The sequence below is a fragment of the Enterococcus sp. DIV2402 genome (genome assembly GCF_017426705.2).
In the GTDB taxonomy this organism is placed as follows: domain Bacteria; phylum Bacillota; class Bacilli; order Lactobacillales; family Enterococcaceae; genus Enterococcus_F; species Enterococcus_F lowellii.
This window is the reverse complement of the sequence record NZ_CP147251.1, coordinates 213,664-226,757: the sequence shown is the minus strand read 5'-3', so window position 1 is coordinate 226,757 and position 13,094 is coordinate 213,664. Positions and strand designations below refer to the sequence as shown.

The following is a 13,094-nucleotide window of genomic DNA, read 5'->3' as shown; positions in this document are numbered from 1 at the left end:
AGAGACGAGGCGAAATAAATGAATAGAAAAAAAGTCATTGGTATTTTTTCACACGTAGATGCTGGGAAAACAACCTTAACAGAGGCATTATTATACAAAAGCGGACAAATTTCTCAATTAGGAAATGTCAACAAAGGGACGACTTTCTTTGACTATGATCCACTAGAACGCAAACGAGGCATTACCTTTTTAAGTAAACCAATCTCAGTCGATTATCAAGAGGGGTTTACATTGATTGATACGCCAGGACATATGGATTTAACTTTTGAGATGGAGCGGAGTTTACAGGTCACGGATTTAGCGATTGTTTTATTGAGTGCCACAGAAGGCGCGACGGGTTATACGGAGACTATTATTGATTTATGTGCCACCTATCAAGTACCTCTGATGATTTTTATCAATAAATGTGATTTACCGACAAGCAATGTTCCAAAAGCACTAGCAAGTTTAGAACAACTAGATGAACGTTTTATTATGGTAGGAAATCATTTGGCGACACCGGATTTCCAAGAAAATTGGGCCTTACTCGATGATGAATGGCTGAATCAGATGGAGGAGGCAACAGTAGATAGTATCAAGCAAGAATTTAGTCGCGCAGTCCGCCAACGAAAGATTTTTCCAATCATCTGTGGTTCCGCTGCTCAACTTGAAGGAATTGATACGTTATTAGACTTATTAATGGAAGTACAGCTTCCTGCCAGTAATTCCGAAAATATTGGACAAGTCTATAAAATTTTAACGGAAAAAGGCCAACGCTATCATTTAATAAAAGTGTTGTCTGGACAATTTTCAGTAAAAAATCGTCTACATAGTCCTCAATTACCCAATAGCGAAATGAAAATAAATCAATTATTTGTCCAACGTAATAAATTAAGCGCGATTCAAACAGCGCAAGCAGGTGAAATTGTTGGTGTAACGGGTCTTTCCCAATTGAGAATCGGCGATGTTTTTTCGACAACCGATGTTTCTTTAGAACAAATACCACCCGTGCAATCATTGACCCGTGAACCGGCGTTAGAAGTGCAAATAGTCTCTGCATTATCTAGTGACGAATTATTGTCAGCTTTCGCGCAATTAGAGGAAGAAGATCCGTCATTGCATGTTCGTTATGAAGAAGAGACGAACGAAGTATTCATTCAAGTTGTTGGGCAAATTCAAATGGATTATATTGAAGAAAATTTTGCACGTCGTTTTAATGCAACCATTACTTTTTCAAAACCGAGTGTCTTATACAAAGAAACCTTGTTAGCACCTGTTCGAGGAAATGGACACTATGAACCACTTCGTCATTATGCAGAAGTGGCCTTTTGGATGGAACCAGGTGTTCGAGGGCAAGGCATTGTATTAAAAAATCAATGTTCTTTAGAACAATTAGCAATCAATTATCAAAAAGGTATCTTAAATCATTTAATCGAAAAAACGCATCGTGGGGTATTAATTGGTGCACCACTGACGGATGTAACTATTACCTTACTGGCTGGGATTGCGCATCATCCTGAAACGAAAGGTGGGGATTTTCGTGAAGCGACTTATCGTGCGGTGCGTCAAGGCTTAATGAAAGCAACTAGTCAATTACTAGAACCCTGGTATCAAGTTAAAATTGTCGTTTCTACAGATTTGGTAGGAAAGGTTGTGACTGACTTGCAAAAATACAAAGGAGAGATTGCACCGATTGAAGAAGCCGATGACTATACAACTACCATCGAAGGAATGGTTCCTGTAGCGAATTTTTTAGAATATCCAATTGAATTTGCATCATTTACCAAAAATAAAGGACGTTTAACAACGACCGTTAAAGGGTATTATCCTTGTCATAATCAAGCAGACGTTTTAGAAAAGTATCCATACAATCCAATCAATGATTTAAACCATACACCCAATTCAATTTTCTTTGCAAAAGGTAAAGGATATGATGTAACTTGGGATCAAGTTGACGAAAAATGTCATATCCAATTGAAATAAAAAAGATTTTGTAAGATGAGTAGAAAGAAGTCAAAAATATCTGAACGCCAAAAACTTGCCACAATCAAGCAAATTTTTGGCGTTCAAGCACTTTATTGTTAACAGATTTATATCACAAGCTATTTTTTGTTATAAAGCACCAAAAGCAGCATGAATATAAGGAGAAATTACAATTTTTGTAGTTCCATCGGTAATCTCTTGGTTTTTATCTAGGTAATTATCTATTGATTTTTGAATTTCTTCTTTGCTTAATTTGCTTAAAATCAGCCATTCTTTATTTTATCATTTACTTCTAAAATTTGAATACCTTGGGGTGGTTCAGGCGATTCCTTAGGGTTTATCAAGGGGAACTCAGTGAATTTTACAGTGTATCGAAAGTACGCCACATAACCATGTCTTTTTTTGAACAGAATAGTAATAACTATTCCAATAAATATAAAGAAGGCTGGAATAAAAAGCCATTCACTAAGGCTTTGGTAATCTAAAAAATCAAAAAGGACAAATAGAAAAATTAGAATCAAATCAATTAACAACCATTTTTTCATCATTATTCCCTCCTATATGTAATAAGCTAATTATAGCGCTTTCTTGGGAAGCAAACAAGAAAAGTTCTCATTCTAAATAGTTGATAGTAGTAATTATCACCATATATGTTAATATAATCACAAAGGAAGGTGGAAACAATGATGCAAGCAACGATTCATTATTCAACTGATTTAATCAATGGAGGATGTAACGCGTGTCCAACTGTCAAAACAACCTCCTATAGTCTTACACTAGGACAGCTCAATACGCCCTTAGAAGATTTGGATGTGTCTTCGTTAGTTATGGCGATCGTTTTAAACTCAGGATTTCGTCAAGAATTAGTTTTAGATTTTATGGATGAATATGTGGCGTTTCAACGTGATGGGAAAAAAGTTCAGTTTTTAGATGAATATGGAAAAAGTATCTACAAATCCGATCAGAAAGAAGTCGTTTGTATGCCTAGTAAAGATCACTCTGTAATATTTCATAAAGCCAATGAGGTTTTAACTGAGATTTTTGAAATAAAGGCAGTTGAATTTATAATAGGTGAATAATTATTTGCGTCTCACGTTACGTGATAGTCTATGCTAATGGTAGAGGTGAACGCAATGATGAATACATTAAAGATTTTAACAAATACTAAAGAATGCCGAATTGTGGTGACCGATACGCAAAGCTTATCTGAGACATTACTAGCAACGTTTTATGGGAATCAGACAGTTCGACATTTTTTAGAAGAAATTTTAACCGTAGCAGTATTATTCGGTGGTATCCATGATTTTTATACAAAAATTAGCTTTTTGTACCGTTTAAATAAGAAAAACATTCTTTGTGAAATAAAAGAAAATAATGTATCGTTACGTTATCCTAACGAATTGAATGACAAAGATTTTTGCTTAGAAAGTTTATTGGTGAATCCAGGAATTGTCTCAATCACTATCGGAGACTGGTCAATAGGATTGCATACAGGAACGGTAGCGTTTGAAAAAAAGCGCCCGAGTGAGGTGATGACTTATTTTTCCTTACAAAGTGAGCAATTACTTAGTGAATTTATGGTTTCTAAAGAACAACCAACCAAAGGAATTCTTTTACAAGGTTTGCCTTTTGTGGAAACAAGAGCGTTGCAAAAAGTTCGGGATTTAATTATTCACAGACAAACAGACTCTTTACGAAAATGGCAAGAGGATAGCAAACAGTTTGGTCAGATACTTTGGCAAAAAAAGGTGGGGTCGTATGGAGAAATTCTTGAAAATTAAAGACTTCAGTCAACTGATTGGTGTTAGCGTCCGGACATTGCAATATTACGATGAAATTGATTTATTACCTCCTGCAAAAAAGAATGCCCAAGGACATCGGTTCTATAATGACCGTTCCTTTTCTCTTGCGTTTATGATTGTCTCTTTAAAACGTATGGGAATTTCTTTAGAAGAAATCAAACAAATTTTAGGAAATAAACAACCTTTAGGATCTTTTATTCTTGAGGAAAAACAGCGAGTAGAGCTAGAAATCGGTTCCTTACAAAATCGTTTGATACAATTGACTCATTTGGAGGAATACTTGAAAACTGGGAGAGAAGTGACTCCAGAAATGCTTGTTTTGTTAGGTGAAGGCGAGTTATCTAAGGAATTATTGGCCAAAGTGTCAGAAAAAATAGTTCCTTCTTTTGATTTAGAGGAGTTTCAGATTTTTCTTCAGGAATTAGCACTATGTTATGAACAACAATTACCATATAATCATCCTTCGGTAAAAAAATGTCTCAATTACTGGTGCCAAATGAATGAATATCCCTATGTAGTAGAAATGACAACATTTGCTGAAAAATATTATGCGAAATACCCTGAACAAACGTATGGCATGAAAAAAGAGTGGTATGCTTATTTAAAAGAAAACTTAAAGCAAGACAACTGACACCTTAAAGATGTCAGCTGTCTTGCTTATTTTTTCTCGATACAAAATAAAATTGGTGGTTGATTTTTTTGATTGATAAATTGATAAGTTAATACATTGTATTCTTTTTGTGGTAGTTTTTGACAATAATTCGCTACGGTGGTTAATTCTGCTTGGCCACCTTCATGCCCATAATAAGCAACAATGATAATCCGTCCCTTACGAGCAAGGTATTGTAAGCAACTATCTAAGGCTTGTTGCGTTGTTTCAGGTAAGGTAATCACTTTTTTGTCGCTTTTTGGTAGATAACCTAAATTAAAGACAGCAGCATGAATTTCTTCTTTACCTAGGTAATTTTCTAGATGCTGATGCCCATCATGGATAAGTGTTACTTGGTATTCCAAAGCCTTTTCATCCAAGCGTTTTTGTGTGGATTGTAAGGCTTGTTCTTGAATATCAAAAGCATAAACTCGCCCTTTTTTACCTACTAGTTCAGCTAGAAATACGGTGTCACTTCCGTTGCCCATTGTCGCATCCACTACATGTTGTCCAGGCTGAACGATTTCTTTTAATAATGTATGGCTAAAATGCAAGGCTGTTTGTAGCATGTAAAACTTCCTTTCGCACGTTGAATTTACCTTGGTAAGAATTTCTTCGTAATAATTCTTCATCAATCGCATTTAAGGCTTCCCACTTTTTTAGACTCCACATTGGTCCAACAAGAGTATCACGGGGTGCATCTCCTGTTAAACGATGAATAATAATTTCTTCAGGAATCATTTCTAGTTGATTACAAGTAATTTCTACGTATTTTTCAAGAGAGAGTAATTGTAATCGCCCTTCATGATAATCACGCAGCATTCGTGTATTACGCATTAAGTGAAGTAAATGCAATTTAATTCCTTGAATGTCTGAATCTAAAATTGTTCGTCGTACATTTTCTAGCATCATTTCAGGCGTTTCTTGCGGTAAGCCATTAATTAAGTGTGTGCAAACTCGAATTTGGTGTTTACGCAATTTAGCCACACCATCAAGGTAGGTTTGATAATCGTGGGCACGATTGATTAAGCGACTTGTATCCTCAAAAGTTGTTTGTAAACCTAATTCTACCCAAAGATACAGACGCTCATTTAATTCTGCTAAGTAATCCACGACATCATCTGGTAAGCAGTCGGGCCGTGTACCAATCGATAAACCGACCACTCCAGGTAAATTAATGACTTGTTCAAAACGTGCTTTAATATCAGCAAGAGGCGCATGTGTATTTGTAAAATTTTGGAAGTAGACAATGTATTGATCGACATGAGGCCATTTTTTATGCATCCGTTGAATTTCTTTATTAAATTGAACAGGTAGTGGGTCTTCAGGAGCTAAAATCATATCTCCAGAACCAGAAACACTACAAAAAGTACAGCCACCATGTGCAACAGTGCCATCGCGATTAGGACAATCAAACCCACCATCAATAACTACTTTAAAAATTTTACTACCAAACTCTTGACGTAGTGCGTAATTCCAAGAGTGGTAACGTTTATTTTTATCTTCTGCATAGATAAAGGGATTCATACTATTTGCTCACTTTCTACTTGTTAAAGCTGCTTATTTTTAAAGCGCCAAATGAAGCGTTGTTTTTGGTAATAGGGATAGCTCAATAATAGCCAACCTAAGCCCAGAGAAAAACCGCCAATAATGTCACTAGGGAAATGGACACCTAGATAGACGCGACTAATTCCAATTAATAAAATACAGCTACCTAAAATTATCTGGAGGCCAAGTTTTAAATATCTGTTTTGGATAAATAGGGCTATCAAGAAAATTAACGTTCCATACAGTACCATACTTCCCGTTGAATGACCGCTGGGGAAACTATAACTATGCTCGGTTACTAAATGCTCTAATGTAGGACGCTCACGCATAAACAACAATTTAATCAAAGGATTAAAAATGCCCGCAATCCCAATAATACCTAGGGAAAACCAGGCGGCTTCTGCATAGCGTTTTCCATATAATAAAACAAAAAGCAATGCTAAAAATAATATAACCATGGTGCTAGGATTAGCAAATTTAGTAATCCAAAGAAAAAAAGGGGTCCATGTTGGATATAAAGAGCGAATACCATTTGTTATAAATTGATCAAATGGTTGGATCCACCCAGGGTAAAACCTAACAACATAACCTAAAAAAGCAAAAAGAACGAGTGAGCAACTGCCCACAAATTGAGTGTATAATTTATTATTCATAAAAGCTCCTCTATATTTATTCAAATTAACGAATACATTATAGCATAGACCGTTTCTATAATGAAAAATACATGTCAATTTCCCCATAATAAATTAATTTAAAATCGAATGTAAAAATGGAAATAAATACTGATGTGACAAGGGTTGTGATGGATGTGTAGAAATGTACATATTACAAGTATTTTACAATTTGAGTTTTGAGATGTTTAAACTTTTATTAAGAAAAAATAACCTGTATACTAAAAAATGTATTAAAAAAAATGGAGGTCAAAAAATGGAGAAGACTTTATCAAGAAAAGAACTTAAAAGAATAGAACAGCATCCGCTTTTATATCGTAATATGAAAAAAAGCGCGGCAGTCTTAGGAAGCACTGTTACAGCAATTTCTGTTGCAACACCGTTATTACCGAGTGTTGAAGTAGAAGCTGCTGAAAATGAGTCTCAACAAACTGCTGTCTATTCTTCAACAAATTCTAATGCATATATCGAACAATTAGCTTCACATGCCCAATCAATTGCTGGACCGAATAATTTATATGCATCAGTGATGATTGCTCAAGCGGTTATTGAAAGTGGTTGGGGACAAAGCGGACTATCGCAATCACCCTATCATAATTTATTTGGGATTAAAGGTAGTTACAATGGTGAAACGGTGTATATGAATACACAAGAATATTTGAATGGGCAATGGGTAACCATGAAAGAACCATTTAGAAAATACCCTTCATTTACAGAATCGTTTCAAGACAACGCCAATACATTAAAAAATGTATCTTTACAGCCAGGTGTTTATTATTATTCTGGTGCATGGAAAAGTAATACTTCTTCTTATCGTGATGCTACTGAGTGGTTAACAGGTCGTTACGCTACTGCACCTAATTATGCAAGTGCGCTAAACAGCGTAATTGAAAGTTATGATTTAACACGTTATGATTCTGCAACTTCGGGAAGTTCTAGCGGAACAACAAATACAAACAATAAAACAAACACAAATACCAATACAGAATCTGGTAACAAAACATCTACACCTTCTAAGCCATCTGCCAATGGTCAAAGCTACAAAGTTCAATCAGGAGACTCTGTATGGTTAGTTGCTAATAAACATGGCATGACAATGGATGAGTTAATCAGTTTAAATGGTATTCAAAACAATTTTATTTATCCAGGTCAAACATTGATTGTTTCAAGTAGTGATTCTAGTGCTGTGAACAAACCAAGCCAACCAAGTACACCAAGTCAATCAAACAAACCATCAACGCCAACAACAAACACAGGTACTCAAGGAACTTATAAAGTTCAATCAGGAGATTCTGTATGGTTAGTTGCTGACAAACATGGCATGACAATGGATGAATTAATTCGTTTAAATGGCATTCAAGATAACTTCATCTATCCAGGTCAAACATTGACCGTAGCAAAAAGTGGTTCGACTTCTGCCAATCAATCGAGCCAATCAAGTACACCATCAACACCTAATAAAAATACGGGTAGTGAAGGAACTTATACCGTAAAATCAGGAGATTCCGTATGGTTAGTTGCTGACAAACATGGCATGACAATGGATGAATTAATTCGTTTAAATGGCATTCAAGATAACTTCATCTATCCAGGTCAAACATTAACTGTAGCAAAAGGTAGTTCAACTTCTACTAATCAGTCAAACCAATCAAACACTACGACAACGCCAAATAGCAACACTGCAAGTCAAGGGACATATACAGTGAAGTCAGGAGACTCTGTATGGTTAGTTGCTGATAAACACGGGATGTCAATGGATGAGTTAATTCGTTTAAATGGCATTCAAGATAACTTTATCTATCCAGGCCAAACATTAAACGTAGCAAAAGGAAATTCAGCTAGTACAAGTACACCTACTCCAAGTACACCATCAACACCAACAGCAAACACAGGTGGACAAGGAACATATACTGTACAATCAGGTGAGTCTGTATGGTCAGTTGCTGATAAACACGGGATGTCAATGGATGAGTTAATTCGTTTAAATGGCATTCAAGATAACTTTATCTACCCAGGTCAAACATTAACTGTAGCAAAAGGAGACTCGACCTCTGCCAATCAGTCGAGCCAACCTAATCAGTCAACCACACCGACAACACCAACACAACCGTCAGTGTCACAAACCAACAATAACACTGATAAATATACGGTTCAATCGGGTGAATCTGTTTGGCTGATTGCTGATAAGTTTGGTATAACAATAGACGAATTATGTAGTTGGAATAATATCCAAAATAATTTCATCTATCCAGGTCAAACATTGATTGTAAAAGGTAATTCGACTTCTGCCAATCAGTCGAACCAATCAACTACACCAGCTACACCAACTACCAACGTAAATACAAACAATAATGCTAATGTAACAACATACAAAGTTCAGTCAGGCGATTCCGTTTGGTTAATTTCAGATAAATTTGGAATCACGATTGATGAGCTAAGTAGTTGGAACAACTTAGAGAATAATTTTATTTATCCAGGTCAAACATTAAAAGTTGCTTAGTTGCAACATGTAGATAAAGTTTGATTTTTCACAAAAATTCATGAATTAAACAAAATTATTTTCAAAACTCAGAAACCGATAAAAGATTGATTGAAAGGCACTTTCGTAAAAGAAAGTGCTTTTTTTATAAGTTTCTCATCTTATTTTAACACTAAAGTCGTTAAAATTTAATCATAAGATTTGTTATATAGAAAAAATTTTAAAGAAGAGAAAAGAAAAAAAGATTGACCAGTCAACAAGTGGTTCGTTACTATAGAAAATAAATGCAATGAACCGGGAGGAAAAGTGATTGAATATTCAACAAATGCGCTATGTCGCAGCAATTGCCAATAATGGTAGTTTTCGAGAAGCAGCTAAAAAATTATATATTTCGCAACCAAGCCTTTCCCATGCTATTAAAGAATTAGAAAAAGAATTAGATGTCCAACTCTTTGAACGCACCAGACAAGGAGCCTCATTGACCTCTGAAGGGATGGATTTCTTTCAATACACACAGCCAATTTTGGCTCAAGTTGAGTTATTAGAAAATCGTTACTTAGCAAATGAAGAGAACGAAAAACATTTTTCTATTTCTAGTCAACATTATGATTTTCTATCGATTATGATTAGTCAATTAATTCAAAATTTTCCAGATTATAATGATTTTCGAATTTTCGAAAGTACTACTTTAAATGTCATTAAAGATGTAGAGCAGTATCGAAGTGAATTTGGTATTTTATTATTTAATGATTCCAATCAAGCTGGTTTAAGTCGATTGTTAGAAAACGGCGAATTAGAGTATGAGATTTTAACTACTTTCCAGACGCATATCTTTATGAGAGAAGGTCATCCGTTAGCGACTAAATCAGTGATTGAATTATCAGATTTACATGATTATTCGCAAGTTCGTTTTACACAAGAAACAAATAATTATACCTATTTTGCTGAAGATTTAATTGATTTCCCAGGAATTACCCAGGTAATTCATACGAGTGACCGAGCGACACTCACTGGGATTTTACAGCGGACAGATGCGTATGGTTCAGGTTCTGGTTTAGTGGAGGATCCACGTAGTCAAGGGATTGTTTTAATTCCTTTAGCGAACTCACCCGAAAATAAAATGGTCATGATTAAAAAGAAAAGTCGCAGAATATCAGGAATAGGTGAAGCCTTTTTAACAAACTTGAAAAAATATTTCATTGATTTTCAAGAAACCCAGAAAAATAAAAAGAAATAAATTGAATTCAAGTCACTTTTTTGATAGTATGAACTCAATAATGACTTATGCGCGTTTGAAAAGGAGTAGTAGGTGGTGTCCTTTTTGTTAGAGAGTACATGGTTGGTGGGAATGTACAAAAGACCCGTTGAACTCGCCTTTGAGTGTATTATTTTCTTAAAGCTTTACAAAAAGTGTGTAGAGAAAATACGGTGACGACCGTTACAACGTTTGAGGTTGGAGCATGTCCAACAAATATAGGTGGTACCACGTCAATTACGTCCTATAAGAGGCTTTTTTGTGCTTCTTATAGGGCTTTTTATTTTATTAAGGAGGAGTCAAGTAGTGAATTATAATCACAAAGAAATTGAAAAAAAATGGCAAAAGTATTGGGCAAAAAACAATACCTTTAACACGCATGATGAAACAGGTAAACCAAAATTTTATGCTTTAGATATGTTCCCGTATCCGTCTGGTCAAGGACTACATGTTGGGCATCCAGAAGGGTATACAGCAACAGATATTTTAGCACGTTTTAAACGTAGCCAAGGCTACAATGTGTTACATCCAATGGGGTGGGATGCATTTGGTTTACCAGCAGAACAATATGCGTTAGATACAGGAAATGATCCCGCTGAATTTACAAAGAAAAATATCGAAACATTCCGTCGCCAAATCAATTCTTTAGGTTTTAGTTATGACTGGAATCGTGAAATTAATACCACTGATCCAGATTACTACAAATGGACCCAATGGATTTTTACAAAGTTATATGAAAAAGGCTTGGCGTATGAAGCTGAAGTAGCGGTAAACTGGGTGCCAGAATTAGGAACAGTTATTGCGAATGAAGAAGTTATTGATGGGAAAAGTGAACGTGGCGGCTACGATGTTGTCCGTAAACCCATGCGTCAATGGATGTTAAAAATTACTGCGTATGCAGATCGTTTATTGGATGATTTAGAAGAACTAGATTGGCCAGAAAGCATTAAAGACATGCAGCGTAATTGGATTGGACGTTCAGTCGGTGCGAATGTCACTTTCAAGGTGGCAGGAACAGAGAAAGACTTTACGGTTTTCACTACGCGTCCGGATACTTTATTTGGAGCAACCTATGCTGTATTAGCTCCAGAATTAGAGTTAGTGAAAGAAATTACAACTCCTGAACAAAAAGCAGCCATTGATGCGTATGTTGAAGAAGCTTCAAAAAAATCAGACTTGAACCGTACAGATTTAGCCAAAGAAAAAACTGGTGTGTTCACTGGAGCATATGCGATTAATCCAGTCAATGGTAAAGAAATTCCAATTTGGATTGCTGACTATGTTCTGGCAACTTACGGAACAGGTGCCATTATGGCTGTACCTGCGCATGATGAGCGTGACTATGAATTTGCCAAAACGTTTGATTTGGAAATCATCCCTGTCCTTGAAGGTGGCAATGTAGAAGTAGCAGCATTCACTGAAGATGGTTTGCATATCAATTCTGATTTTCTAGATGGCATGAATAAAGAAGATGCGATTGCCAAAATGGTAGCATGGTTGGAAGAAAACGGTGTGGGAAAACAAGAAGTTAGCTACCGTCTACGTGACTGGTTATTCTCTCGTCAACGTTATTGGGGTGAACCGATTCCAGTCATTCATTGGGAAGATGGCACAACAACAACTGTACCTGAATCAGAATTACCATTACGTCTACCAAAAACGGAGGATATTCGTCCAAGTGGAACTGGAGAATCTCCATTGGCAAATATTGATGACTGGGTAAATGTTATCGATCCTGAAACTGGTAAAAAAGGTCGTCGTGAAACCAATACAATGCCACAATGGGCTGGTAGCTCATGGTATTTCTTACGTTTTATCGATCCACATAATAAAAATGAACTAGCTAACTATGAAAAATTGGAACGCTGGTTACCAGTTGATATTTATATCGGCGGGGCAGAGCATGCAGTCTTGCACTTATTGTATGCTCGTTTCTGGCATAAATTCTTATATGATTTAGGCGTAGTGCCAACCAAAGAACCATTCCAAAAGCTATATAATCAAGGAATGATTTTAGGTTCAAACAATGAAAAAATGTCTAAATCACGTGGAAACGTAGTAAACCCTGATGATGTAGTGGCGCAATATGGTGCTGATACATTACGTTTATATGAAATGTTTATGGGACCATTGGATGCATCAATCGCTTGGAGTGAAAATGGCTTAGAAGGTAGCCGTAAATTCCTTGACCGTGTATGGCGTTTAATCGTGGACGAAAACGGTAAAATGCGTGATCGAATTACCACTTTCAATGATGGTAAATTAACAAAAGTGTACAATCAAACCGTTAAAAAAGTTACGGAAGACTTTGAACATTTGCATTTCAATACGGCTATTTCTCAAATGATGGTCTTTGTGAATGAAGCCTATAAAGCCGATGCACTTCCTTATGAGTATGTCGAAGGATTTGTCCAATTACTTGCACCAATTGCACCACATTTAGGTGAAGAATTGTGGTCAATTTTAGGAAATACAGAAGCTATTTCTTATGTTGCATGGCCAACTTACGATGAAGCAGCGTTAGTTGAAGAGGAAGTTGAAATTGTCTTACAAGTAAACGGTAAAGTTCGTGCTAAAGTGAATGTTCCAGCAGAAGCGAGCCGTGAAGAGCTAGAAGCAATTGCGAAAGCCGATGCAACTATTCAAGAACAAATTGCCGGAAAAACAATTCGTAAAGTAATTGCAGTACCTGGAAAATTAGTAAATATCGTAGCCAATTAATTTCAAA

At 35.9% G+C, this 13,094-nt stretch carries 11 protein-coding genes and 1 other annotated feature; of the genes, 7 read left to right on the top strand and 4 right to left on the bottom strand.

From position 1 onward, the window contains the following. Positions 1–18 precede the first annotated feature (18 nt). On the top strand, positions 19–1,962 hold the full coding sequence (locus DOK78_RS01105) for a GTP-binding protein (RefSeq protein WP_207871819.1): 1,944 nt from the start codon (positions 19–21) through the stop codon (positions 1,960–1,962). Between the two features lie 263 nt (positions 1,963–2,225). On the opposite strand, the gene DOK78_RS01100 is transcribed toward DOK78_RS01105, so the two are convergent. After that, entirely contained in the window at positions 2,226–2,507 is a 282-nt protein-coding gene (locus DOK78_RS01100; protein WP_207871818.1) for a hypothetical protein, read from the bottom strand. Positions 2,508–2,645: 138 nt separating this feature from the next. Here DOK78_RS01100 and DOK78_RS01095 point away from each other — a divergent pair, with 138 nt between their 5' ends. Genes DOK78_RS01095 through DOK78_RS01085 form a run of 3 tightly spaced genes read left to right on the top strand, consistent with a single transcriptional unit; the run spans position 2,646 to position 4,395 of the window. After that, positions 2,646–3,041: a DUF4809 family protein gene (locus DOK78_RS01095; protein ID WP_243430373.1), complete on the top strand. Its 396-nt coding sequence runs from the start codon at positions 2,646–2,648 to the stop codon at positions 3,039–3,041. 57 nt (positions 3,042–3,098) lie between these two features. Then, positions 3,099–3,743, top strand: coding sequence for an Hsp33 family molecular chaperone HslO (locus tag DOK78_RS01090; RefSeq protein WP_207871817.1), 645 nt, complete (start codon positions 3,099–3,101; stop codon positions 3,741–3,743). Further along, on the top strand, positions 3,721–4,395 hold the full coding sequence (locus tag DOK78_RS01085) for a MerR family transcriptional regulator (protein WP_207871816.1): 675 nt from the start codon (positions 3,721–3,723) through the stop codon (positions 4,393–4,395). Before DOK78_RS01090 ends, DOK78_RS01085 begins: the two co-directional genes overlap by 23 nt. Before the next feature lie 26 nt (positions 4,396–4,421). Here DOK78_RS01085 and DOK78_RS01080 read toward each other — a convergent pair whose 3' ends face one another. From DOK78_RS01080 to DOK78_RS01070, 3 genes are read right to left on the bottom strand one after another with little or no spacing between them, the layout of a single operon-like run. Next, a complete protein-coding gene (locus tag DOK78_RS01080) occupies positions 4,422–4,982 on the bottom strand; it encodes a tRNA (mnm(5)s(2)U34)-methyltransferase (RefSeq protein WP_207871815.1) in 561 nt (186 codons plus the stop codon). Next, the gene (locus tag DOK78_RS01075; RefSeq protein ID WP_207871814.1) at positions 4,957–5,940 is read right to left on the bottom strand and encodes a TIGR01212 family radical SAM protein; all 984 of its coding nucleotides are present in this window, start codon (positions 5,938–5,940) and stop codon (positions 4,957–4,959) included. Before DOK78_RS01075 ends, DOK78_RS01080 begins: the two co-directional genes overlap by 26 nt. Before the next feature lie 23 nt (positions 5,941–5,963). After that, the gene (locus tag DOK78_RS01070) at positions 5,964–6,614 is read right to left on the bottom strand and encodes a phosphatase PAP2 family protein (RefSeq protein WP_207871813.1); all 651 of its coding nucleotides are present in this window, start codon (positions 6,612–6,614) and stop codon (positions 5,964–5,966) included. A gap of 274 nt (positions 6,615–6,888) precedes the next feature. Between DOK78_RS01070 and DOK78_RS01065 the strand changes: the two genes are divergently transcribed. From DOK78_RS01065 to leuS, 3 genes are all read left to right on the top strand, one after another. Beyond that, the gene (locus DOK78_RS01065) at positions 6,889–9,132 is read left to right on the top strand and encodes a LysM peptidoglycan-binding domain-containing protein (protein ID WP_207871812.1); all 2,244 of its coding nucleotides are present in this window, start codon (positions 6,889–6,891) and stop codon (positions 9,130–9,132) included. A gap of 289 nt (positions 9,133–9,421) precedes the next feature. Continuing rightward, positions 9,422–10,348: a LysR family transcriptional regulator gene (locus DOK78_RS01060; RefSeq protein ID WP_207871811.1), complete on the top strand. Its 927-nt coding sequence runs from the start codon at positions 9,422–9,424 to the stop codon at positions 10,346–10,348. Positions 10,349–10,393: 45 nt separating this feature from the next. Continuing rightward, positions 10,394–10,616: a binding site (T-box leader), on the top strand. A gap of 56 nt (positions 10,617–10,672) precedes the next feature. After that, on the top strand, positions 10,673–13,087 hold the full coding sequence (gene leuS, locus DOK78_RS01055; RefSeq protein WP_207871810.1) for a leucine--tRNA ligase: 2,415 nt from the start codon (positions 10,673–10,675) through the stop codon (positions 13,085–13,087). Positions 13,088–13,094 lie beyond the last annotated feature (7 nt).